The organism is Algibacter marinivivus, assembly GCF_003143755.1.
GTDB classification, from domain to species: Bacteria; Bacteroidota; Bacteroidia; order Flavobacteriales; family Flavobacteriaceae; genus Algibacter_B; species Algibacter_B marinivivus.
In genome coordinates this window covers 156,747-179,815 of sequence record NZ_QFRI01000004.1, presented here as the reverse complement: position 1 = coordinate 179,815, position 23,069 = coordinate 156,747, and the positions used below count along the sequence as shown (strand labels likewise).

Genomic DNA, 23,069 nt, shown 5'->3' with positions numbered 1-23,069 from the left:
AATTTTAATTACGTCTGTCGTTTCGTCTTCTAGAATTGTTTTTGTTACTCCTACTTCGGCTGTTTCTATTTCCTCCTGAATTATTCGAATTAGAATTTCTAGATTTATTACGCGGTTGTCTATTTTGCCCTGGTTTAATAGGCTCAGTAGATGCATTTGGATCTGGTTCAAAACCTTCAACAATTTCTACTTCAATTTTTTCTCCTATTAATTTTTCAATATTTCTTAAAAAAGATGTTTCATCTGCACTTACTAAAGATATAGCTTGACCGTTAGCTCCTGCTCTACCTGTTCTACCAATTCTATGCACGTAATCTTCAGAGATATTTGGTAATTCAAAATTAATAACATGCGGTAATAACGGAATATCTAATCCTCGCGCAGCTATATCGGTAGCTACTAAAACACGAACGCGACCACTTTTAAAACCAGATAATGCTTTAGTTCTAGCACCTTGACTTTTATTACCGTGAATTGCCGCTGCTGTAATTCCAGACTTTACCATTTTTTCACAAAGTCTGTTGGCGCCATGTTTTGTTCTTGTGAACACTAAAACTTGTTTCCAGTTACCTTCAGAAATTAATTTTATAATTAAACCCGTTTTTTTGCCTTTTGCAACACGATATACTTTTTGAGTAATCGCTTCAACCGTTGTGTTTTCTGGAGTTGCTTCAACCTGTACTGGATGATTTAAAATACCATGTGCAAGCTTCTTGATATCTTTTGAAAACGTTGCAGAAAACATCAAATTCTGACGTTTATCTGGCATCGAATTAATAACCTTTTGAATATCTCTTAAAAAGCCCATATCAAGCATTCTATCGGCTTCATCTAAAACAAATATTTCGATACGTTTTAGTGATAATAAACCTTGACTTTGTAAATCCAATAAACGCCCAGGTGTAGCAACTAAAATATCAACACCTTGACGGATAGTTGCAGCCTGTGGTTTTTGATTAACTCCTCCAAAAATCACCGCACTTCGTAAGTTTAAAAACTCGCTATACTCTCTAACGTTTGCATAAACTTGGGCTGCTAATTCTCTAGTTGGTGTTAAAATCAACGCACGAATGGGTCTGAATTTTTGCTTTGGGTTTTCAGAAAGTATATGTAAAAGCGGTAATGTAAAACCTGCTGTTTTCCCTGTTCCTGTTTGTGCTGATGCTAATACATCTTTACCTTCTAAAACTGGAGGAATGGCTTTTTGTTGAATAGGACTTGGGGTTTTGTATCCTTTTTTGCTAACTGCTTTTAGCAAGGCTTCGGATAAGCCTAAAGATTGAAATGACATATATTGTGTTTATGAAGCAAACACTATTAAGTTAGGTCACTCCTGTAATTTGGTGCAAATGTACATCTAATTTATCATTCTGCTTTGTCTATGTTAGACTATGCAAGAAAAAATATCAACTTTAATTTAATATAGATTACTAAAACAGTTTTTTAACATCAATTGGTTGTTGCATATCCAATTAGAAAATTTTAATTATACTAAAATGAAACCACAAGGGAAACACCTGTAAAATTAACTTCATTTTTAAATCCTAAAGCACCATTTTGCAATTGAATATTTGCCTTTTTTTTATGCTTACCTGCAGAAATAAACAGAGGGATACTAGCTAAAGCTGTAGCTCCACCCAAATAAGACAACCAAAGCCCTTTATTATTATTTGTTGTATCACCATCTATAATTCCTCCACTTGTATTAATTCCAAAACCTCCAATAATCATAGCTATTCCCCCTCCAAAAGTTATCCAACCTGCAGTTTTATTTGCCTTCTTTTTACTTATATGAAAATCATATAATTCTTGAGGAGATTGATTTTTTTCTTCTACTAACACTTGACTAAAAGTAGTATTAATAAAACTTAAATTAAGTATTAAAATTATTAATACTGTTTTTGATACTTTCATAACAAACACCTATTTAAATTAAATTTAGTAAGTGAAATTTACAAAAAAATATTAATAAAAATCTAATAATCAGAAGTTTAAAAAAAACATGCGAAAATTATTTCAAAAAAACTCTCTATACTGCATCACACGAAAATCAAACGTATTAAATTCTGGATTTTTAGCTTTTAACTGCTTATAAAGTGGCATTCTGCTTATTGAAATATTGGCTGCTCCTGAACCTGAGGTTAAGGAAACGGTTTTTATTGTTCTAATTGAGGTTTCGACTGCACTCAACCTGACAGGTAATTCAAATTTATGAATTCGAGGTACTTCATTTGAAACGATTTCCAACTTCAAATTATAATCTTTTAGATGCTTTCTGAAGAAATATTCGGGACCGTTTTTACTATTTCCGCCAGTGAATAATAAAGTATCAATATTTGGATATTGCTTTAAATAGCCAATAATATCTCGAAGCTTTATGTTTTTCATTCCTAAATCTGAAGCATCAATTTTATCGCGTTCTGCGCTTTCAACAATATCGCAAACGCCTATTTTACTTTTAATAAGAAATGCTTTTCGTTCTTCAATCGCTTCATTCGAATTGTCGTATCGTAAATTCAAATTATGAATTTTATCTATAAATAACCAAAGGGAATTGTAATAGCTTCCATAGCAAAAATTAACGTCCTTTTCTAACAATTCTCCTGTTGAAAATCGTGGTGGTGGCAATGTACCAACTATTAATTTTGTGGTATCTTTTTGGATGAATGGTATGTATGGATGCTTGTGTTTGAACATTTCTTTCATTTCATAGAAGACAGGAATCTTATTTGCTAAAAACTATAATTTTTATTATTTTATATCTACAAAAAATAAAGATATGGGAAAAGGCGATAAAAAAACAAAACGAGGAAAAATAAATAGAGGAACCTTTGGAGCAAGACGTCCAAGAATTAAAAAGAAACCTTCTATTGAGCAAAAGATAAGTGTAGGTAATAAAGCGAAACCTAAATAACATTTTAGATAAACTTAAAAAAAGGTTTCTACTGCGCTCAACCTAATATATAATTATTCTAATTCTTTTAGAAGCTTATCAACTTCAAGGATTGTTGTCCTATATAGTCGTTTATTGGGTTTTGTCATATGACTAGACTCTGTTTGCACATCTTTTAAAATCTCCTTAGCCTCTTCATTTTTATTGATACTTAGCAGAAATTTGGCTAATATCAGTCTTTCTTCATAAAAAGAATAACGAATATCAATTTGTCTTAAATTGGATTCTGCTGCTTCTATTTTGCCTTCTCTTTCCAAGGCTAATCCGTATAAAAACTGCGTTCTAGATTTTTTAAATTCAGGATGGTCTTTTATCTTTCCAACATAGTGAATAACCTTCTTGCAATCTTCAATATTGAAATAGGCTTCAATAAGTTGCTTGATAGCATAAAAGTTATTCTGAGAGTTATCTTTTAAAGCTTCTAGATAATGCGTAATAGCATTATTATAATCTTTTATTTCCAAATATGCATCAGCAAGGTTTAAACGATTTTGATAAGATTCTGAAAACTCTAAACGCTTTTCTAAATCTTTAACTTTCTTACTAGGGTTAATAACATGCGCAATCTCGTTGGTTATTTTCTCTGCATCACGTTTGTTATAAACTTGCGTAATTAAGTATATAACAGAACCAACCACAGGTAAAAACATAATTAATAAAGCCCAATAATATGGGTTTCTGTTTTGGTACATGTGATAAATACAGTAACCTTGAAGGGCAATTATTAAGTAGAAATACATCTAAAATAAACTATTAAAAGTGAATTCCTGCATGCACAGGAATAACAAATCTATCGAATAAAAACTAAATCGTTTTCTTTAGATAAGTCTTCGCTAAAACCATAATCCATATAATTGAAACCTTTTAAATCCTCTAAGGTTTGTGCGTTAGTATCAACAATATATCTTGCCATAGCACCACGTGCTTCCTTAGCGAAAAACGAAATCACTTTATACTTTCCGTTTTTAAAATCTTTAAAATTTGCGGTTACTACTGGCACTTTTAAAGCTTTGGTATCAACAGCTTTAAAATACTCGTTACTCGCTAGGTTTAAGAATAACTCGTTATCTTCAAGTTCTTCGTTTAGGGCTTTTGTGATATCTTTTTTCCAGAATTCGTAAAGGTTCTTTTTGGTACCAACTTTTAATTTGGTTCCCATTTCCAAACGATAAGGTTGTATTAAATCGGTTGGTTTTAAAACACCGTATAAACCTGAAAGAATTCGCACAGTATTTTGAAGGGTTTCAACTTTCTCTTGTGGAATAGTATAGGCATCTAAACCTCTATACACATCACCATTAAAAGCATAAACCGCAGGTCTTGCATTTTCTGGAGTAAAAGGTATTTCCCAATCTTGATTTCGCTGATGGTTTAATTGCCCCAAAGCATCAGAAATACTCATAAGTTTTGATAAACCTTTTGCTGATTTTGTTTTAAGCAGTTTATTTAAACGCTCTGATTGTTTTAAAAAATCAGGATTTGTATATTGAGTTGTTGGTAATGGGCTTTCAAAGTTAAGTGACTTTGCTGGTGATAATACTAGTTTCATGAATCAAGCTATTTTTTCAACTCAAATTTACGATTACTAATTTACTTTAAAAATTTAAGCTTAGAATTATTTGTGATGGAGTTATAAATGGAATTGATGTGCTTGACTTTGTAAAAATTTTCCACTACATTCGTTTAACGTCGGATATAAGTCATTAAAACGACGCATATCCGTAAAAACATTAAACGAACCTCCCAAAAAATAAAACAACTTTTCAATTAAAAACATCAGCTAGTTGATAATTGCGTTAAGGATTGAAGCGGCATCCTTTATGCGAGATAGCTTTAGTGCCAATGCCTTATGCAAAGAGAGCATATTTTGTGAAGATCCTGAAACAAGTTCGGGACAGCTACGCAGAAAGATATAGCGAAACATTTATGTTCACGAATTCAATAATTTAAAATAGAATTGCATGAATAAAAGCCTGACCCCTTTTCGGGGTAACGCCCAAATGATTAAGATTTCTACTCTGATTAAAAAGATTCCTGCCTTCGCAGGAATTTACATCTCCTGATGCTTAGCATACCCACGCCACTTCTCAATACATTGCTGCATATCGTCTGGAATTTCGGTATTAAACTGCATAAATTTACCTGTTCTGGGATGCTCAAAACCCAGTGTTTTAGCATGTAAAGCTTGCCTTGGCAGTACTTTAAAGCAGTTATCTACAAACTGTTTGTATTTGGTAAATGTGGTGCCTTTTAATACTTTTTCGCCACCGTAACGGGCGTCGTTAAACAAAGTATGCCCAATGTGTTTCATGTGCACACGAATTTGGTGTGTACGCCCCGTTTCTAGCTTGCAAGACACCAAAGTTACATAACCTAAGCGCTCTAAAACTTTGTAATGTGTTACTGCTGGTTTGCCTTTTTCGGCTTCATCATCAAGAAAAACAGTGTTCTGTAAACGGTTTTTAGGATGCCTGCCAATGTTACCTTCTATAGTGCCGTTTTCTCCCTCAATATTTCCCCAAACAAGTGCTACGTATTCGCGCTCGCTAGTTTTATTAGCAAATTGAGCAGAAAGATGTGCCATGGCTTCTTCGGTTTTGGCAACTACTAAAAGTCCGCTAGTATCTTTATCAATTCGATGTACCAATCCTGGACGTTCGCTAGAGTTATTTGGCAAATTATCAAACCTATGAATTAGGGCATTTATGAGTGTGCCAGAGTAATTTCCGTGCCCAGGATGTACCACTATGCCGGCTTCTTTATTAACCACCAAAAGGTCATCGTCTTCATAAACCACATCAATTGGAATATCCTCACCTACCAATAAATTTTCAAATGGTGGATGCGAAAATAGCACTCTAATTTTATCAAAAGGTTTTACTTTGTAATTGGATTTTACAGCCACATCATTAACAAAAATACTCCCTTCTTTTGCAGCGGCTTGTATTTTATTTCGGGTAGCGTTTTCAACAAAATTCATTAAATATTTGTCTATACGCAAAGGCGTTTGTCCTTTATCTACTGTAAATGCATGGTGTTCGTAAAGATCGTTTTCGTCTGGTAATTGCGGTGTGTGGCTATCCATAATTTATGGGCGGTTACCGTTACCAAGTACTAAATCTATAACCGAAGTTTTGGCTAATTTGTCGCCCGCTTTTAGGGTTTTACCTTTGTGTGTAAGCTTTAAAACCATATCCTTACCTATATTATCAACATAAGTAATTTTACCAACCTTAAAACCTAAAGCCTCTAAAGTAGGTTTTACTTGCCTAAACGTTTTATCTATTAACCCCATAGGGATGTTCATTTTTCTGTAACCCGATGGGTTAAGCGTAATATATATTTTTCTATCTTCCTTAACTTTAGTCCCCGCCAAAGGCTCCTGCTCTATTACCGAAAATTTAGGGTAATTAGGATTATAATTAGCCGAATCCTGAATTTTCATTACCAAATTATTATCCTCTAACTCATCCTCAGCAACACTAATAGATTTACCTTTTAAATCTGGTACGGTTTCAAATTCACCGTGATTAGTTGTGTTATTTAACCAAAATAATGCAAAAAAGCACAATACTACAAGAGCAACAATAGCTAATGCAAGTTGCTTTAAAAACGTTTTACTTGTTATAAATTTTATGATGCTCATCTATAGAATTTTCGATTAGGCAAATATATAAAAACAGAACTGTTTTTTCTTTTGCAATATATATGATATTTTAGCTTAACTAATAATAGTTACGTTTTATTGTTAGTTTTAGACTGATACTAAATTATTTCTTCATTTAATGAAAAAAAACATTGCTATCATTATGGGTGGGTATTCAAGCGAATACAAAATCTCATTAACCAGCGGAAATGTCGTTTACGAAACACTAGACACTTCTAAATATACGCCATACCGTATTCATATTTTTAAAGATAAATGGGTTTATGTTGACGATAATGATGATGAATTTCCAATTGACAAAAACGATTTCTCAATAAATATAAACTCTTACAAAGTAACTTTTGATTGTGTATTTAATGCCATACATGGCTCCCCAGGAGAAGATGGTTTTATGCAAGGGTATTTTAAATTACTCAATATTCCGCATACTAGTTGCGATATGTATCAAGCATCCGTTACTTTTAATAAACGCGATTGCCTAAGTGTTTTAAAACCTTATGGAATAAAAACTGCCGAGTCTTATTATTTAAATCTTGGTGATACTATTGATGAAACTGCTATTGTAAATGCTGTTGGCTTACCTTGTTTTGTAAAAGCCAATAAAGCAGGAAGTAGCTTTGGTATTAGTAAAGTACATAAACAAGAAGACTTACAACATGCTATTGATGTTGCTTTTAAAGAAGATGATGAAATTATTATTGAATCTTTTTTAGATGGAATTGAAGTCTCTGTTGGAGTCATCACATACAAAGGCGAAACTAAAGTTTTACCAATTACAGAAATTGTTTCTGAAAATGATTTCTTTGATTATGAAGCAAAATACTTAGGAAAATCTCAAGAAATAACACCTGCTAGATTAACCAAAGAACAAGAAGACAAAGTAAATAAAGAAGCCAAAAAAGTTTATGAGATTTTAAAAATGAAAGGTTTTAGTAGAAGCGAATTTATTTTTAAAGATGGTGAGCCACATTTATTAGAAATGAATACTATTCCTGGGTTAACCAGAGAAAGTATTTTGCCACAACAAGCTGCCGCCGCAAATATTCCGTTAGCTGATTTATTTGATAATGCTATTGAAGAGGCACTAACCTAGTAGCAGTTTTCAGCATACAATAAAAAAAACGAATTTAATACAAACCAAAACTTATGATATTTTACGGAACAAATTCCTCTAGATTAAAAGATGGTCAACTACCAAATGTAACTTGCCCAAATTGCGAAACCCAAACTTCTATGACTTATAGTGTTTTTGGCAAATACGCTTATCTCTATTGGATTCCTGTTTTCCCCATGGGAAAAGTAAATGTTTTGGAATGTAACCATTGTAAACGCACCTATAAACTAACAGAACTTCCAGAACAAATTCAACGTAAATTTGAAACCGAAAAGCATACAGGTATTCCGTTATTGCATTTTAGTGGTTTGGCTATAATTGTATTAGCTATAGCTTATTTTACTTACTCGAATTCTAAGCATAAAGAAGATGAAGCTGAATTTATTAAAACTCCTGCTATTGGAGATGTTTATTCAATTAAATCTGAATCCCCAGGGCATTTTACAACAATGAAAGTAACTGAAGTTAAGGGCGATAGTATTTATGTTGTCTTTAATGATTATGAAATTGATAAACGAAGTGCAATTTATAAAATTGATAAAGCTTCAAACTATGGTGATTATATAGACGGGTATACTAAAGAAGAAATAGTATCTTTATATGAAAATAAAACGATTTATAATATAGATAGGAATTAGAAGAATTCCCAATTTCGTAGTAAATAACAAAAAAGTAATTTAATGAAAAGAGCATTATTTCCAGGGTCTTTTGATCCGTTGACTTTAGGACACTACGATATTATAAAACGTGGTGTACCAGTATTTGATGAAATTATCGTTGCCATTGGGGTAAATGCTGATAAAAAATATATGTTTTCTCTTGAAGAACGTATAAAATTTATTGAAGATGCTTTTGCACACGAGCCTAAAGTAAAAGTAGTTTCATACACAGGTTTAACAGTTGATTTTTGTAAAGAATTAGGTATCGAATTTATTTTACGAGGACTTAGAAATCCTGCCGATTTTGAATTTGAAAAGGCTATTGCCCACACCAACAGAGACCTTGCTCCTATTGAAACCGTTTTTCTTTTAACCTCGGCTAGCACCTCTTACATCGCCTCTTCTATTGTGCGTGATGTGATTAGAAATAATGGAGATTACACCAAGCTGGTTCCTGATAATGTTCGGGTTAAGAAATAAACTCTAAAATGAATTCTATTCTGAAATTCAAAAACTGTTTTCTTTTACTTTTTATCCTGTTAATATCTTGTACTGACAAGAAAGTTGTAAAAATAGAAACTGATTTTTGTTCAAAAATTCAAAGAAATGATAGTATGACAATTTCTAAAGAACTTGAAGACATCAAGCCCTTAATGCAAGACAAAACAGGTGTTTATGTTCTTGAAGACGGAAGTGGCTCTATGGTTGCAAGAGCTTGGTTAACTGAATACGCTGAAAAAACTATAGATATTCAATACTTTATATTCTCAACAGATAATGTTGGTCTTATTGCTTGCGATTATTTGGTAAGAGCAGCAGATAGAGGTATTAAAGTTCGTGTGCTTGTTGACGATATTATGGTAAATGCAAAAGCTTCTGATATATTAATCTTCAATTCTCATAAAAACATTTCGGTTAAAATATATAACCCTGGAGTTAATTTAGGAAAAAATATCTTCCAGAAAATTGGCAAATTTGCAACAAACTTTGTGTCTGCTAACCAACGCATGCATAACAAAACCTTTATTGTTGATGACCAAGTTGTTATTACCGGCGGAAGAAATATAGCAAATGAGTATTTTGATTACGATCATGAATATAACTTTAGAGATAGGGACATTCTTTTACTAGGTAAAGAATCTAAATCTGTAAAAGAATCTTTTGAAACCTTCTGGAATAGCGAATTAAGTGAAGATGTTACAAATGTGATTAAAGATGAACCTGAAAACTTAAATGACGAAAATAGATTTGACAAACTCCATGAGTATGCTTGTAACCCTGAAAATTTTTGGCCTCAAGTAAGAAAACGTATTGAAAATTTACCAGAAACATTTGATGCTATAAAAAACTCTGGTGATTTAATTTGGCTTGACGATGTTTATTTTATTTCTGATTTACCTGGAAAAAATGATAAACCACACAGTTTATTTGGTGGTGGGATTTCTACTTCTGCTTTGGTTGATTTAGTTAATAATGCCAAATCGTCTATTGACATACAAACACCTTATTTAATTACTTCAAAAACAAGTCAAGATTTATTTGAAGATGCTATAAAGCGTGGTGTAAAAATCAGAATACTTACTAATAGTCTAGCTTCTACAGATAATGTTGAGGCTTTTAGTAGTTACCAATCGGACAGGGAAACGCTATTAAAAACTGGCGTTAGAGTTTTTGAATTTAAGCCTGATGCCGAAGAACGAAAAAAGATAATGACTGGAGAACTGCAAGAAGAATTGGAGTATACACCTATTTTTGGACTTCATGCAAAATCTATGGTTATTGACGGAAAAACAACAGTTATTGGCACTTTTAATCTAGACCCAAGAAGTGCAAACTTAAACACGGAATGTATTGTTGTAGTTGATTCCGAAAAAATTTCTGAAGGTGTTTTAAAAGGCATGGAAATAGAGTTTCAACCTGAAAACTCTTGGGAAACGACATTAGATTTTAATCCTGATTCTGAAGTTAGTAATTATAAACGTTTAAAAACTTGGACTCGAAAAGTGCTTCCTAAAGCAATTTTGTAAATTGCTTATATTAAAAAAAGAATTTTGAAAACTGAATTTCTAAAAATATCGCCAGTGTTACCAAGTCAAGATATTAATCGAGATGTAATTTGGTATGAAAAGTATGCTGGTTTTAAACTTCTGCATAAAGACAATATGTATGCTGTAATGCGGCGAGAAAACCTTTCTATTCATTTACAATGGCATGCAGATACTGAAGATGATCCTTTACTTGGTGGTTCTGTTATTAAAATATTTGTAAAAAACATCCGCCCTGTTTTTGATGAATTTGTTGAAAACGGTACCGTATCCCCTAATAAACTAAGATTAAACACTCCTTGGAATACCAATGAATTTGGTTTTTTTGATTTAAATAAAAATGCTATTTTTTTTGTTGAGGATATTTAAAAATAGGCTTCTATACGTTGTAGTGTAACAAAATTTATTTTTTAAATACTAATAAATAAAGGTTACAATTAACTGCCATGTTCCACAAACTAATATATCTGCTTTTTAAACTGAAACTTATTCAGCCTTCTGCAAACTCCATAAACTATTGGATGGATTGTGAGGATACTAATAAGCTTGAGTATGCTTTGGCACATGGTAATTATAAAACCAGAAAACTGGCTGCTGAGGCTTTAGAGCAAATTGCTAAACCGTGTTCTATTCCTGCATTACTAAAATGCATTAATGATAAAGTACAAAATGTATCTATTGCTTGCTTAAATGCTTTGGAGCGTATTTCTCCTAATGATGAGCTTATTAAAACCGTTGTAAATAAACGTTTTAAATGGGTTAATGATATCCGTGAGAAGCGAGCTAAATTTGAAGCTAATAAAGACGTAAAACATACTATTTACCGTTGGAGACGAACGAGTAAAGAATCGTTTGATAGAGTTAAAGAACAATTGAAAAAGCCTATACGGTGAAAAGTTAGTCGCAGTGTTCAGTCTCAGTATTCAGTTTGATTAGGTTAAATTGAATGTTTTGAATTATACTTGAATCTTTATAATTTCATCTTATATTTTTCGGTATTACTAAGCCATAAACTTGTAATACCGATTTTAGTTTTTAACTTGACTTTGTAAAAAAAATCTGCTACCTTCGTTTAACGTTGGATATAAGTCATTAAAACGACGCAAAGCAGTGAAAACATTAGCTATAATTATAAAATAAAGTCAATTAAATATGAAAGGAAATAAATATCTGAATTTGTTCTATTTGTCATTATCAATCATCATATTTTGGGGATGTAATTCTGATGACACGATGGAAGAACCTCTAAAGGATGATAATCTATCAACAATTATGACTTTATCTATATCATCTTTAAACTATGGCTTTTTCAATAATAGTTTGTCTTTATTTATTAAGAATGATGGCGAAACAAATTTTAATTGGAATTGGAACAATAATTCTAATTCTTTTCTTCATCTAAATCCAAGTTCGGGTAATTTAAATGCCGGAGATTCCATTGCAGTTAATATGTCTCTGGATAGAGAAGACCTTCTTCCACAGAACTATAGTTTAGATACCTTTATCACTAACGACGCTGGTCAATCAGAAAACCTAAGTATTCAATTTGACCATTTTATCGAAAGTAAATGGTTGATAGAGGGTACTGTTATAGATGCAGAATATGATAGAAATAACAATGTAATTGTCGTTGTTTCGGAAAACCCTAATGAATTAAGAATATTTAACCCTGCTAATAATTCAATTGCATCTGTACCTTTAAATCTCCCCCCTTCATCCGTTTCTATTGGATTGGATGGAGAAAATGCAGTAGTTGGGCATAATGGTTGGTTTTCATACATAAATTTATCTACCATGCAATTAGTAAATAACTTTGCAGTTACAGCAAATGTTTATGATATTATACTTGCTCCAAATGACTGGGTATATGTTTTTCCAAAAGAAGATCAATGGGAAAGAATAAGATGCATTAACTTATTAAACGGAGTAGAAACACAGCATATCGGAAATTCTATAAGAGAGCAAACAAAGGTAAAACTACACCCATCAGGTAACTATATATACGGTGCGAATAACGGATTATCGCCTTCAGATTTCGAAAAGTACGAAATCAGTAATGGAACAGCTCAATATCTTTATGACTCTCCTTACCATGGCGACTTTCCATTTAACGGTAATATCTGGATTTCTGAAGATGGTAATAGATTGTTTGCAAAGAGCAGACGCGTCTTTAATTCATCATCTAGTCAATCTAATGATATAACATATAATGGTGAATTGGTGGGAGATGGAAATGTAATTACCTTGGATTATAGTAGTAGTTCTAAAAGAGTATATGCCATATTTACTAATGGTAATATTTGGGATGAAAAACCCAGTAGTGAAATTAGAAAATATGAAACTGATTTTTTAGCTTTTAAAGGCACAATTGAACTCCCTGGTTTTCTAATTCCTGATGGAAATGGAGGAGGTGAAATCAATAAATCTCTTGGATACTTTGGTTTCTTTAATTCAGATGGAACAAAATATTATGTCTTGGTTAAGGTTGATGAAGGTTCTGGAGCTCAAAATGAATGGGCAATTGTCACCATTGATGTTGAATAAAAACTATAGCTAACACAACCTATAAACAATACAGGCTTAGTGCTTAGTCGCAGGGTTTGAGTATTTTTATAAAGTCAGCAAAATCTTTTGTATGTTGCTTTAAATAGTAAAAGAAAAAACAAAACAAAAAGATTTTGCTATTTGCGTAGCGGTAAGCAAACGCTAGTTTGCTCCCGAGCTGTTCATAGCTAAACCGTTAAACGAACTTATCCAAAAACAGAATAACTTTCAATTAAAAACTGAAATTAGCAAATACTTGCGTTAGGGATTGCAGTGGAAATCCTTTTTAAAACTTGATAAACTTTTTATTGGGTTGAAAATAGAATTTGACAGATTGCCACGTCGACCACTCCTCGCAATGACTTTTTAAAAAGATTGCAACGAAAAGCCCGACCCTTGTGGTAACGCCCAAAAAATTATTTTAAAACTTATATTCTGAAAGCCCTTTGGTAAATGCCTCTGGGTTTTCGGCTAAGTGATAACGCGGATCGTCAATATCTTCTACAATAACCTCTCTGAATTTTGGACTGGATTTATAAAGTAATACTTTACAGTCTTCGCTTAAATGCTTAAGCTTAATTTGTTTTCCTGCAGCTTCGTATTTTTCTACGAGATTGAAAATAGCTTCTATTGCAGAATGATCGCTTATACGCGACTCAACAAAGTCTATTTCTACTTTATCTGGATCGTTTTTCACATCAAACTTTTCATTAAAAGCGATGATAGAACCGAAAAATAAAGGCCCCCAGATTTCGTAAATTTTAGTGCCGTCTTCCTTAATGCGTTTACGTGCACGGATACGTTTTGCGTTTTCCCAAGAAAACACCAAAGCACTGATAATAACGCCAGCAATTACGGCAATGGCTAAATCGAAAATTACTGTTAAGGATGATACGGCTACTAAAACAATAACATCGCTTAACGGGATTTTATTAAGAATTCTGAAACTACTCCAAGCGAATGTACCAATTACAACCATAAACATAACACCTACTAAGGCTGCGATTGGAACTTGCTCTATTAATCCTGATGCAAAAAGGATGAATATGAGTAATAGTACTGCGGCTACAATTCCTGAAAGACGTGTTCTACCCCCTGATTTTATATTGATTAAGGATTGCCCAATCATGGCACAACCACCCATACCTCCAAAGAAACCTGTTACGATGTTTGCACCGCCTTGTGCCATACACTCGCGGTTAGCATTTCCTCTGGTTTCAGTTAATTCGTCTACTAAATTAAGCGTCATTAACGATTCTATTAAGCCAATTGCTGCAAGTATTAAAGCATATGGAAAAATGAATTTTAACGTTTGAAAATTGAATGGTACTTTAGAAAAAATATCGGTTTGGAATGCTGGTAAACCACCTTCTAAACCTGTTCCGCCTCCATCACGAATAAAACTTCCTACGGTGGCTACATCTAAATTTCCGAAGATTACAATTCCTGAGACTACTAAAATAGCTATAAGTGCTTCTGGTAATTTTTTGGTTAATTTAGGTAAACCAAACATAATTGCCATAGTAAGACCAACTAAGCCTAACATCGTCCAAAGTTGAGTTCCTGAGAACCAGTCTCCATTAACATCTTTAAACATTCCTAATTGTGATAAGAATATCACAATTGCTAGTCCGTTTACAAACCCCATCATTACGGGATGTGGAATTAACCGAACAAACTTACCAAGCTTAAAAACACCTGCCAACATTTGGATAATACCCATTAAAATAACAGTAGCGAAAAGGTAATATAAACCTAGTTGCTCGCTTGGTTCTCCCATGGCGTTCCCTTCGGCTACTAAACTTACCATAACAACAGCTAAAGCACCAGTTGCACCACTAATCATTCCTGGGCGACCCCCAAAAATTGAAGTTATTAAACCAATCATGAATGCTGCATACAACCCAACTAATGGATCTACACCTGCTACAAACGCAAATGCAACAGCTTCTGGAACTAATGCTAAAGCAACAGTTATTCCACTTAAAATATCGTTTTTGGCATTGGCTGCACGCTTTCTAATAAATTCAGTCATGGTTTATTTTTTCAAGCTGCAAATTTAAGCTTAATAAGTTGGCTAGCAAGCCTAAGCCTTATAATTTATATTTGAGAAAGCTAAAACGTTTGAAAATTATTGAGTAGAAAGTTCTTTATACAACCAACTTAAAGCATTTTCTCTTTCTTGAAATAATTTAATGTTTCTGTAAATATTACCATTTACATTAATTAAGGTTTTGGTAGACATAACTGCTCCACTTGTTTGGGTAACTACAGCCATAGATTTTATTGCATCTAAATGCACAATACTTTTTTGAGCCTCAAAAGTATAAGAGTATGAATTTTTCTTGTTTATTAACAAACCCATTGGAGCCTCCAAATTATTAAGCAAAAAATCATGGTATTCATCAACTGAAATTTCATCCATAACAACACCTTCGTCAACAATAACTTCGGCTAAATTATTCTGCAAAATATTAATAGTACCAAATGACAGTTTATAACTACTCATAGTATTGTTTTTTATGAGAGACAAAAAACAACACATTCAAACTAAATAATCTTGTGTAATAGCACTTACAACACCTAATTTAGTGTTTTTTCTTTTACTGAGTGGCTAGTTGAGACTTTATTTATAAAGAAATTGTAGTTTTATAAAAATATCTAACCATTTATGAGAAAAGTATTATTTATCATTTTTTTAATTGTATCCTGTAACCATTCAATAGATAAAACAGTTTATAATTTTGAAACTCATTTTGAAAAATCTAACGGGTTAGAAACAGCCACATATAAACAAACCATAAAATTTTATTCTGATTTAGCTAAAGCATATTCTAAAATATCTATAGATTCAATTGGTGAGACAGATTCAGGAAAACCGCTTCATATTGTTACATTAAATAATGATGAGATATTTGATTTTTCCAAAATAAAAACTGATAACAAAAGAGTTTTACTTATTAATAATGGTATTCACCCTGGAGAACCTGATGGTATTGATGCCACCATGATGCTTTTTAGAGATATTGTGCAAGGTAAAATTGAAGCGCCAAAAAACACCGTTTTAGTAACCATTCCTATTTATAATGTTGGTGGTAGTTTAAATAGAAACTCATCAACCAGAACCAATCAAAATGGACCAATTGAGTATGGATTTAGAGGTAATGCAAGAAATTACGATTTAAATAGAGATTTTATTAAATGTGACACTAAAAATGCTAGAACATTTGCAAAAATATTTCACAAAATAAAACCAGATGTTTTTATAGATAACCACGTAAGTAATGGTGCTAATTATCAATATACCCTCACACATTTATTCACACAACATAATAAACTTGGTGGAGATTTAGGTCATTATATACATACCGAAATGATGCCTAAATTGGAAAAAAAGTTAGATAATAAAAGTTGGGATATTACCCCATATGTGAATGTTTTTAATAGTGTTCCTGAAAAAGGATTTTCACAATTTATGGATTACCCAAGGTATTCAACTGGTTACACCACATTGTTTAATTGTTTGGGAATTATGGTTGAAACCCACATGCTAAAACCATATAAACAACGTGTTGAAGGCACTTATGAACTTATGAAAAGTATGATTGAAATCACAGAAGATGATGGTGAAAAGATTTCAAAAATTAGAAAAGAAACATTGGATGAACTTTATAATAGCAAAAGGTATCAATTAGATTGGGAAATAGACACTTCTGCATCAACAATATTAAATTTTAAAGGCTATGAAGCTGATAAAATAAAAAGTGAAATAACTGGATTGGAAAGATTAAAATACGATACAACAAAACCTTTTGTGAAGAAAGTAAAGTACCTGAATTACTTTAAACCAAGTTTGAGCGTTGAAATTCCATCTGCTTATATTATTCCTAAAGGTTGGCACAATGTAATTGATTTATTAAAATTGAATCAAGTTGAAATGACAACTCTAAAAAATGATACTGTTATACATGTTGAGCGTTATAAAATTCAATCATTTGAAACCAGGAAAAATGCTTACGAAGGTCATTACCCTCATTATAATGTTAAGTTGAAAACGGATGTGCTTGATATGTCTTTCAGCAAAGGTGATTTTCTAATTTACTCAAAACAGAATGCAATTAGATATTTATTAGAAACTCTGGAACCAAACGCACCAGATTCTTTTTTCAATTGGAATTTTTTCGACACTACTTTACAGCAAAAAGAAGGTTTTTCACCTTATGTTTGGGAAGACAAAGCTTTAGAATTATTAAATAATAATCCAAAACTAAAAGAGGAGTTTGAACATAGGAAACAAGATCTAACAGAATTTAATAATAGTTGGTATGCACAATTAGATTGGATATTTAAGCAAAGTGAACATTACGAGAAAGCACATTTACAATATCCTATTTACAGAATAAAATAGTTTAAACCAACAACTTGATATTTGCATAGGAATTATCAAGCGCTTTCTCAGATTCCTTTTTGTTTAACCAAGCTACTTTTGTAATGCCTTCGTTTTCTTGAGGGTCTAACTTTCCATCATAATTGGTTTTCATTTCAAACCAATAGGTGATTTTTATTTTATAACGCCCATTACGTTTAAATATATGGTATGTTGTATTTAATGGTTTAGTAATTTGTAAACCTTTAACTCCTGTTTCTTCTTCAACCTCACGTATTGAAGTTTCTTCTATGGTTTCTTTTCTTTCAGCTTTTCCTTTTGGTAAATCCCATTTATCATTTCTATAAATAAAAAGAATTTCGCCTTTATCATTATAAACTTTTCCACCACCTGCAATAACATTGGGAAGTTTTTTTAAAAACTTTTTTAAAATTTTATCTGGATTTTTGTGTATTAAACGAACTTCAGCTAAAGATGTTCTATTAAGCTTTCTAATAACCTTTGCCATATTTACTGTTTTAAGTAAATAATTTTTAAAGTTGGTTTCTTTCTCAACTTTGTTGGTTAAAATTATTGGTTTATCACCAACAAAAACTTTATACATAGTTTGTTACTATTAACAATTTGAACATGGTAAAAATATCATTTTTACTCGCATTATAAACATTGTTGAAAAAATAATTTTTATTGAGAGTTTAACTATCAAATAAATTTAAATTAATGTGTAATTTTGCTGACATGATTTTTGACAAAGACACCGCTAAAAAAACCGCTGAAGTTTTATTGCAAGTAAATGCTATAAAACTGAGTCCGAAAGACCCTTTTACTTGGGCTTCAGGATGGAAATCGCCAATTTATTGTGATAACAGAATAATTTTATCATTTCCTCCAATCCGAAACTACATTCGTGAAACTATGGGTAAACATATTGAAAAAGAATATGGTAAGCCAGATGTTATTGCTGGGGTTGCAACTGGAGCTATTGGAATAGGTATATTGGTAGCCGAATATTTAGGTCTGCCTTTTATTTATGTTAGACCTGATGCAAAGGGACATGGGCGTAAAAATCAAATTGAAGGATTTGTTGAAAGGGGACAGAATGTTGTTGTTGTTGAAGACTTAATAAGCACTGGAAAAAGTAGTTTAAATGCTGTAAAAGCATTAAAAGAGGCTGGAATAAATGTAAAAGGTATGGTTGCTATTTTTACCTATGGCTTTGATGTAGCTAATAAAAATTTTGAAAAAGAAAACATCAATCTAAATACATTAAGTAATTATGAAAATTTGCTTGAAGAAGCTTTAGAAACTAATTATATTTCAGAAAAAGAACTATACACATTATCAGAGTGGAATACCAATCCTAGTGAATGGAACGCTAATTGATATACACTTTATAAAAAATTTAAATTTATGAATTTAGAATCTCCAAAAATTAGCGTTAGCAAATCTCCAGAAGAAGTCTTTAACTTTCTATCAGATATAAAAAACTTTGAATCATTAATGCCTGAAAACATTAGCAAATTTGAAGTCTTAGATGAAGATAAATTTCTTTTTGCCCTAAAAGGTATGCCAGAGATTATATTAAAAAAGAAAGAAGTTATACACCCAAATAAAATTGTTTTAGGTGCTGCAGGCGGTAAAATTGATTTTTCTCTGATTGCTAATATTTCTGAAGTAAACCCAACTTCTAGTGAAGTAAAACTTGATTTTACAGGAGACTTCAACCCAATGATGGCTATGATGATAAAAAGTCCAATAAGTAAATTTATTGAAACTCTTGCAACTAGTATTCCAAAGTCAATCTAATATAAAAGTGTAATTTCTTTTAAATCGTATTCTTTCAGAATATCATCTTCTAACAACACTTGAAGTTTACCAGAATTAGACACGCTTTTTATAAAACCAGAAAACATAATTCCTTCAGCGTTCTTAAATGTTGAAGGTTTATTTTTTCTAAAGAGATATGATTCATATTCATTTTTCAAAACATCATATTTTTCATCTTTCAATAGTAAAAAATAGCCTTTCAAATTATTAATAATTGTAATTACTAATTCATCTATATCAAAATGTTTTCCTGAAATTAGTTTTAAGGAAGATGCTTTGGGCAAATTTTTAAAAACAACTTGATTTACATTTAGACCAATACCAATTATTGAAGCATTAATAGCTTGTTTTATGACATTTTCAATTAAAACACCACATATTTTTTTGTCTGCTGACAAAATGTCGTTAGGCCATTTCACACTTAATTTAGGAATTGAAAGTGTTTTTAAGGTTTTTATTATTGCTAAACTTGTTACTATACTCACATAAAAAGCCTCTTCTAATTTATAATCGTGTAATTCTTTAAACATACTAAACGTGAGGTTTTTAGATGCTTCAGAATCCCAAACAGCCCCCATTTGCCCTCTGCCTTTGGTTTGATTTTCGGCTAAAACTGCAGTATAATCATCAATAGATTCAGTATTGTATAATGTTTTTAAATAACTATTTGTTGAATCAATGGCATTAAGTTTGACTATACGCATACATAGGTTATTAAAATACTCTAAATCTTATGATTATTTTGAAGTATAAAGAACTAAAAAAATAATAACTTTGCACAAATTAAATATATTTAATGGCGAAACAAAAAATAAGCGCAGATCAATTAATATCAGTTATAATCAGTGGGATTGAAGATGTTAAAGGTAAAGAAATAAATATTCTAGATTTAAGAGAAATTGAAAACACGGTTTGCGATTACTTTATTATTTGCGAAGGAACTTCAAATACGCAAGTAAACGCTATAGTTAATTCCATTCAAAAGAAAGTAAGTAAAACACTTAAAGATAATCCTTGGCATACTGAAGGTGCAGATAATGCAGAGTGGGTATTAATTGATTACGTAAATGTTGTAGTGCATGTGTTTCAAAAGCATATTAGAGAGTATTATGATATTGAAAGTCTTTGGGGAGATGCTAAAACAACAGTTATAGAAACGAGTTACTAAAAAAATCAAATGGCAAACGATAAGAAAAAAATAAAAGACAAGAAGCCTAAATTTAATCCATATTGGATTTATGGTATTCTAATAGCCCTTTTTCTAGGGTATCAATTATTCAATGGTGGAAGCTATCAAGATGCGAATAAAACAACACCATCTGACTTTTTTAAGTATCTAGAAGCAGGAGATATTGAACGTGTTGACATTGTAAAAAATACACGGGTTGCAAAAGTGTATCTTACACAAGATGCTGAAGCTAAAGAGGTTCATAAAGGATCAAAACCTCAAACATTTATTCCTTCAGCTACACCATTACCAAATTATAGATTTGAATTTGGTGATCTTCAAAATTTTGAAAATCAATTAAAAGAGAATACTAGTGATTTGACAGTTAAACCAATTGTTACTTTTGATACAGAAACAAATGATTGGGGAAATTTACTGATGGGTATTCTACCTTTTATTTTATTAATAGGTGTTTGGATTTTTATTATGCGCCGTATGTCTGGTGGAGCTGGTGGAGGTGCTGGTGGACAAATTTTTAATATTGGAAAATCTAAAGCTAAATTATTCGATCAAAACACAGAGGTAAAAACAAGCTTTAAAGATGTTGCTGGATTAGAAGGTGCAAAAGAAGAAGTTCAAGAAATTGTAGACTTCCTTAAGTTTCCAGAAAAATATACCACTCTAGGTGGAAAAATACCAAAAGGAGCCTTACTTGTAGGACCTCCTGGAACAGGTAAAACATTATTAGCAAAAGCAGTTGCTGGAGAAGCAAAAGTACCATTCTTCTCATTATCAGGATCTGATTTTGTAGAGATGTTTGTTGGAGTTGGAGCATCTCGTGTTAGAGATTTATTCAAACAAGCTAAGGAAAAATCACCATCAATTATTTTTATTGATGAAATTGATGCCATTGGTCGTGCCAGAGGAAAAAATGCTATGTCAGGAAGTAATGATGAGCGAGAAAACACGCTTAATCAATTACTAACTGAAATGGATGGTTTTGGCACAAACACAAACGTAATTGTTATTGCCGCTACAAATAGAGCCGATATTTTAGATAAAGCCCTTATGCGTGCTGGACGTTTTGATAGACAAATTTTTGTTGATTTACCAGACGTTCGTGAACGTGAAGAAATTTTTGAAGTACATTTAAGACCACTTAAAAAAGCTAAAGATTTAGACCTAGACTTCCTTTCAAAACAAACACCTGGATTTTCAGGTGCAGATATAGCTAATGTTTGTAATGAGGCTGCTCTAATAGCTGCTAGAAATGGCAAAAAAGCTGTTGATAAACAAGATTTTCTTGATGCTGTTGATAGAATTATTGGCGGTCTTGAAAAGAAAAACAAGATTATTACTCCAAGTGAAAAACGTGCTGTTGCTTTTCATGAAGCAGGTCATGCCGTTACAAGTTGGATGCTTGAGCATGCTGCGCCATTAGTAAAAGTTACTATAGTACCTCGTGGTCGTTCTTTAGGAGCAGCTTGGTATTTACCAGAAGAACGTTTAATTGTTCGTCCGGAACAAATGTTAGACGAAATGTGTGCTGCTCTTGGAGGTCGTGCTGCTGAAAAAGTCATTTTTGATAAAATCTCAACTGGAGCTTTAAGTGATTTAGAAAAAGTTACTAAACAAGCTCGTGCCATGGTTACTGTTTATGGCTTAAGCGATAAAATTGGAAACTTAACATACTATGATTCTTCAGGCCAAAGTGAGTATGGTTTTACCAAACCTTACAGTGAAGAGACTGCAGAACTTATTGATAAAGAAATATCTAGCATCATTGAAGAGCAATATCAACGTGCTATAAAATTACTTGAAGCTAATAAAGATAAGTTAACTCAACTTGCGGAAGTATTGTTAGAGAAAGAGGTGATTTTTAAGGATAATCTTGAAAAAATATTTGGTAAACGACCTTTTGAAAAAGAGCAATCTATCAATACAAAAACAGACATAAAAGACGAAGAAGAATAGTCGTCAAATAACATGTTTTGTTAAGCATATGGTAAAAATCTTAAATTAATCGCAAGGTTAATTTAAGATTTTTTATATTTGATGAACATTGAATGAGATTCGATTAATAGCAATACAATAAATGAGTCTTTTTAGAAAAATTTTTGGTTCGAAATCTGATCGTACAGGTGAAGAATTAAAATCTGTTGACCGTGGCAAATATATGCCTGAAATTAAACTACCTATAGACGAAAGATTTACTATAAATTTTAAAGCTAATGGTGGAAAGTTTTTGTATTGCGAAAATTTAAATGAAATTTATAAAAATTTAGGCCATATCTTGGATGAAAATGAATGGGAAGAAAAGCAGGCCTTAATACTTGATTCTGATTTAGAAAGTAAATTTAATAATTCAAATTTACTTCCTACTAGAAAAATAAGTGAAGCCACATACTTTTTAACCACTTGTGAAAATCTAATTGCTAATGATGGTTCTTTACTAATTTCGTCTAAACAAATTTTCGAGAAAAAACTTCCAGAACTTCCTTTCAACTTCATCGTTTTTGCCACTACAAGTCAGATTGTTGATAATATCGGGGAAGGATTAAGAGGAATAAAATCAAAAAACAGACAAAGAATCCCAACAAATATTACAACCATAAAACACTTTAAATCTGGCGATGAGAAAGACTTTTTAAGTTATGGTAGTAGTGCAAAAAACCTATATCTTTTATTGTTAGAAGACTTATAGA

The 23,069-nt window shown here is 31.9% G+C and carries 25 protein-coding genes; 14 read left to right on the top strand and 11 right to left on the bottom strand.

What is annotated here, in order from left to right; translation table 11 throughout:
* Positions 1-4 precede the first annotated feature (4 nt).
* From DIS18_RS13915 to DIS18_RS13905, 3 genes are all read right to left on the bottom strand, one after another.
* A complete protein-coding gene (locus tag DIS18_RS13915; protein WP_109353692.1) occupies positions 5-1,291 on the bottom strand; it encodes a DEAD/DEAH box helicase in 1,287 nt (428 codons plus the stop codon).
* 200 nt (positions 1,292-1,491) lie between these two features.
* The gene (locus DIS18_RS13910) at positions 1,492-1,914 is read right to left on the bottom strand and encodes a hypothetical protein (protein WP_146191836.1); all 423 of its coding nucleotides are present in this window, start codon (positions 1,912-1,914) and stop codon (positions 1,492-1,494) included.
* A gap of 102 nt (positions 1,915-2,016) precedes the next feature.
* Complete coding sequence (locus tag DIS18_RS13905) at positions 2,017-2,697, bottom strand: uracil-DNA glycosylase family protein (protein ID WP_109353771.1); 681 nt, start codon at positions 2,695-2,697, stop codon at positions 2,017-2,019.
* Between the two features lie 82 nt (positions 2,698-2,779).
* Between DIS18_RS13905 and DIS18_RS13900 the strand changes: the two genes are divergently transcribed.
* Positions 2,780-2,914: a 30S ribosomal protein THX gene (locus tag DIS18_RS13900; protein ID WP_109353690.1), complete on the top strand. Its 135-nt coding sequence runs from the start codon at positions 2,780-2,782 to the stop codon at positions 2,912-2,914.
* A 53-nt stretch (positions 2,915-2,967) separates the two neighbouring features.
* Here DIS18_RS13900 and DIS18_RS13895 read toward each other — a convergent pair whose 3' ends face one another.
* From DIS18_RS13895 to DIS18_RS13880, 4 genes are all read right to left on the bottom strand, one after another.
* Positions 2,968-3,693: a hypothetical protein gene (locus DIS18_RS13895; protein WP_109353689.1), complete on the bottom strand. Its 726-nt coding sequence runs from the start codon at positions 3,691-3,693 to the stop codon at positions 2,968-2,970.
* A 50-nt stretch (positions 3,694-3,743) separates the two neighbouring features.
* Complete coding sequence (gene yaaA / locus DIS18_RS13890) at positions 3,744-4,502, bottom strand: peroxide stress protein YaaA (protein WP_109353688.1); 759 nt, start codon at positions 4,500-4,502, stop codon at positions 3,744-3,746.
* A 501-nt stretch (positions 4,503-5,003) separates the two neighbouring features.
* Positions 5,004-6,038, bottom strand: a complete 1,035-nt coding sequence (locus DIS18_RS13885) for an RluA family pseudouridine synthase (RefSeq protein WP_109353687.1) — start codon at positions 6,036-6,038, stop codon at positions 5,004-5,006.
* A gap of 3 nt (positions 6,039-6,041) precedes the next feature.
* Entirely contained in the window at positions 6,042-6,599 is a 558-nt protein-coding gene (locus DIS18_RS13880) for a PASTA domain-containing protein (protein ID WP_109353686.1), read from the bottom strand.
* 139 nt (positions 6,600-6,738) lie between these two features.
* On the opposite strand from DIS18_RS13880, the gene DIS18_RS13875 reads away from it, so the two are divergent.
* From DIS18_RS13875 to DIS18_RS13845, 7 genes are all read left to right on the top strand, one after another.
* Positions 6,739-7,713 (top strand): D-alanine--D-alanine ligase, encoded by a 975-nt coding sequence (locus DIS18_RS13875; protein WP_109353685.1) that lies wholly within the window; start codon positions 6,739-6,741, stop codon positions 7,711-7,713.
* Positions 7,714-7,766: 53 nt separating this feature from the next.
* Positions 7,767-8,372 (top strand): zinc ribbon domain-containing protein, encoded by a 606-nt coding sequence (locus tag DIS18_RS13870; RefSeq protein WP_109353684.1) that lies wholly within the window; start codon positions 7,767-7,769, stop codon positions 8,370-8,372.
* A 42-nt stretch (positions 8,373-8,414) separates the two neighbouring features.
* Positions 8,415-8,873, top strand: a complete 459-nt coding sequence (gene coaD, locus DIS18_RS13865; RefSeq protein WP_109353683.1) for a pantetheine-phosphate adenylyltransferase — start codon at positions 8,415-8,417, stop codon at positions 8,871-8,873.
* A 134-nt stretch (positions 8,874-9,007) separates the two neighbouring features.
* Positions 9,008-10,420, top strand: a complete 1,413-nt coding sequence (locus DIS18_RS13860) for a phospholipase D family protein (protein ID WP_245925715.1) — start codon at positions 9,008-9,010, stop codon at positions 10,418-10,420.
* A 24-nt stretch (positions 10,421-10,444) separates the two neighbouring features.
* Positions 10,445-10,807, top strand: a complete 363-nt coding sequence (locus DIS18_RS13855; RefSeq protein WP_109353681.1) for a VOC family protein — start codon at positions 10,445-10,447, stop codon at positions 10,805-10,807.
* Positions 10,808-10,884: 77 nt separating this feature from the next.
* Positions 10,885-11,331, top strand: coding sequence for a HEAT repeat domain-containing protein (locus DIS18_RS13850; protein ID WP_109353680.1), 447 nt, complete (start codon positions 10,885-10,887; stop codon positions 11,329-11,331).
* 259 nt (positions 11,332-11,590) lie between these two features.
* On the top strand, positions 11,591-12,982 hold the full coding sequence (locus DIS18_RS13845; protein WP_146191835.1) for a hypothetical protein: 1,392 nt from the start codon (positions 11,591-11,593) through the stop codon (positions 12,980-12,982).
* A 421-nt stretch (positions 12,983-13,403) separates the two neighbouring features.
* Here DIS18_RS13845 and DIS18_RS13840 read toward each other — a convergent pair whose 3' ends face one another.
* Both DIS18_RS13840 and DIS18_RS13835 read right to left on the bottom strand, forming a co-directional pair.
* Positions 13,404-15,017, bottom strand: a complete 1,614-nt coding sequence (locus DIS18_RS13840; protein ID WP_109353678.1) for a SulP family inorganic anion transporter — start codon at positions 15,015-15,017, stop codon at positions 13,404-13,406.
* Positions 15,018-15,113: 96 nt separating this feature from the next.
* Positions 15,114-15,491: a hypothetical protein gene (locus DIS18_RS13835; RefSeq protein WP_219930765.1), complete on the bottom strand. Its 378-nt coding sequence runs from the start codon at positions 15,489-15,491 to the stop codon at positions 15,114-15,116.
* A gap of 162 nt (positions 15,492-15,653) precedes the next feature.
* On the opposite strand from DIS18_RS13835, the gene DIS18_RS13830 reads away from it, so the two are divergent.
* Positions 15,654-17,390, top strand: a complete 1,737-nt coding sequence (locus tag DIS18_RS13830; protein WP_109353677.1) for a M14 family metallopeptidase — start codon at positions 15,654-15,656, stop codon at positions 17,388-17,390.
* A 1-nt stretch (position 17,391) separates the two neighbouring features.
* Here the strand turns inward: DIS18_RS13830 and DIS18_RS13825 are convergent, their stop codons facing one another.
* Positions 17,392-17,973 carry an NUDIX hydrolase gene (locus tag DIS18_RS13825; protein WP_109353676.1) on the bottom strand — a complete coding sequence of 194 codons (582 nt, stop codon included), beginning with the start codon at positions 17,971-17,973 and terminating at the stop codon, positions 17,392-17,394.
* Positions 17,974-18,107: 134 nt separating this feature from the next.
* Between DIS18_RS13825 and pyrE the strand changes: the two genes are divergently transcribed.
* A complete protein-coding gene (gene pyrE / locus DIS18_RS13820; RefSeq protein ID WP_109353769.1) occupies positions 18,108-18,752 on the top strand; it encodes an orotate phosphoribosyltransferase in 645 nt (214 codons plus the stop codon).
* 27 nt (positions 18,753-18,779) lie between these two features.
* Entirely contained in the window at positions 18,780-19,175 is a 396-nt protein-coding gene (locus DIS18_RS13815) for an SRPBCC family protein (protein WP_109353675.1), read from the top strand.
* Here the strand turns inward: DIS18_RS13815 and DIS18_RS13810 are convergent.
* Positions 19,172-19,900, bottom strand: a complete 729-nt coding sequence (locus DIS18_RS13810; RefSeq protein ID WP_109353674.1) for a biotin--[acetyl-CoA-carboxylase] ligase — start codon at positions 19,898-19,900, stop codon at positions 19,172-19,174. The two genes, DIS18_RS13815 and DIS18_RS13810, sit on opposite strands and share 4 nt — an antisense overlap.
* Before the next feature lie 92 nt (positions 19,901-19,992).
* Between DIS18_RS13810 and rsfS the strand changes: the two genes are divergently transcribed.
* From rsfS to DIS18_RS13795, 3 genes are all read left to right on the top strand, one after another.
* On the top strand, positions 19,993-20,364 hold the full coding sequence (rsfS, locus tag DIS18_RS13805; RefSeq protein ID WP_109353673.1) for a ribosome silencing factor: 372 nt from the start codon (positions 19,993-19,995) through the stop codon (positions 20,362-20,364).
* A gap of 9 nt (positions 20,365-20,373) precedes the next feature.
* Positions 20,374-22,338 (top strand): ATP-dependent zinc metalloprotease FtsH, encoded by a 1,965-nt coding sequence (gene ftsH, locus DIS18_RS13800; RefSeq protein WP_109353672.1) that lies wholly within the window; start codon positions 20,374-20,376, stop codon positions 22,336-22,338.
* Between the two features lie 121 nt (positions 22,339-22,459).
* Positions 22,460-23,068, top strand: a complete 609-nt coding sequence (locus DIS18_RS13795) for an LUD domain-containing protein (protein ID WP_109353671.1) — start codon at positions 22,460-22,462, stop codon at positions 23,066-23,068.
* The last annotated feature ends 1 nt before the right edge of the window (position 23,069 follow it).

Coding starts and splice junctions, on each gene's coding strand:
- DIS18_RS13825 (WP_109353676.1), bottom strand. CDS start 17,973: ATGTATAAAGTTTTTGTTGGTGATAAACCAATAATTTTAACCAACAAA.
- DIS18_RS13870 (WP_109353684.1), top strand. CDS start 7,767: ATGATATTTTACGGAACAAATTCCTCTAGATTAAAAGATGGTCAACTA.
- coaD (WP_109353683.1), top strand. CDS start 8,415: ATGAAAAGAGCATTATTTCCAGGGTCTTTTGATCCGTTGACTTTAGGA.
- rsfS (WP_109353673.1), top strand. CDS start 19,993: ATGGCGAAACAAAAAATAAGCGCAGATCAATTAATATCAGTTATAATC.
- DIS18_RS13810 (WP_109353674.1), bottom strand. CDS start 19,900: ATGCGTATAGTCAAACTTAATGCCATTGATTCAACAAATAGTTATTTA.
- DIS18_RS13885 (WP_109353687.1), bottom strand. CDS start 6,038: ATGGATAGCCACACACCGCAATTACCAGACGAAAACGATCTTTACGAA.
- DIS18_RS13830 (WP_109353677.1), top strand. CDS start 15,654: ATGAGAAAAGTATTATTTATCATTTTTTTAATTGTATCCTGTAACCAT.
- yaaA (WP_109353688.1), bottom strand. CDS start 4,502: ATGAAACTAGTATTATCACCAGCAAAGTCACTTAACTTTGAAAGCCCA.
- DIS18_RS13905 (WP_109353771.1), bottom strand. CDS start 2,697: ATGTTCAAACACAAGCATCCATACATACCATTCATCCAAAAAGATACC.
- DIS18_RS13880 (WP_109353686.1), bottom strand. CDS start 6,599: ATGAGCATCATAAAATTTATAACAAGTAAAACGTTTTTAAAGCAACTT.
- DIS18_RS13860 (WP_245925715.1), top strand. CDS start 9,008: ATGACAATTTCTAAAGAACTTGAAGACATCAAGCCCTTAATGCAAGAC.
- DIS18_RS13815 (WP_109353675.1), top strand. CDS start 18,780: ATGAATTTAGAATCTCCAAAAATTAGCGTTAGCAAATCTCCAGAAGAA.
- pyrE (WP_109353769.1), top strand. CDS start 18,108: ATGATTTTTGACAAAGACACCGCTAAAAAAACCGCTGAAGTTTTATTG.
- DIS18_RS13840 (WP_109353678.1), bottom strand. CDS start 15,017: ATGACTGAATTTATTAGAAAGCGTGCAGCCAATGCCAAAAACGATATT.
- ftsH (WP_109353672.1), top strand. CDS start 20,374: ATGGCAAACGATAAGAAAAAAATAAAAGACAAGAAGCCTAAATTTAAT.
- DIS18_RS13845 (WP_146191835.1), top strand. CDS start 11,591: ATGAAAGGAAATAAATATCTGAATTTGTTCTATTTGTCATTATCAATC.
- DIS18_RS13835 (WP_219930765.1), bottom strand. CDS start 15,491: ATGAGTAGTTATAAACTGTCATTTGGTACTATTAATATTTTGCAGAAT.
- DIS18_RS13900 (WP_109353690.1), top strand. CDS start 2,780: ATGGGAAAAGGCGATAAAAAAACAAAACGAGGAAAAATAAATAGAGGA.
- DIS18_RS13875 (WP_109353685.1), top strand. CDS start 6,739: ATGAAAAAAAACATTGCTATCATTATGGGTGGGTATTCAAGCGAATAC.
- DIS18_RS13915 (WP_109353692.1), bottom strand. CDS start 1,291: ATGTCATTTCAATCTTTAGGCTTATCCGAAGCCTTGCTAAAAGCAGTT.
- DIS18_RS13895 (WP_109353689.1), bottom strand. CDS start 3,693: ATGTATTTCTACTTAATAATTGCCCTTCAAGGTTACTGTATTTATCAC.
- DIS18_RS13910 (WP_146191836.1), bottom strand. CDS start 1,914: ATGAAAGTATCAAAAACAGTATTAATAATTTTAATACTTAATTTAAGT.
- DIS18_RS13850 (WP_109353680.1), top strand. CDS start 10,885: ATGTTCCACAAACTAATATATCTGCTTTTTAAACTGAAACTTATTCAG.
- DIS18_RS13795 (WP_109353671.1), top strand. CDS start 22,460: ATGAGTCTTTTTAGAAAAATTTTTGGTTCGAAATCTGATCGTACAGGT.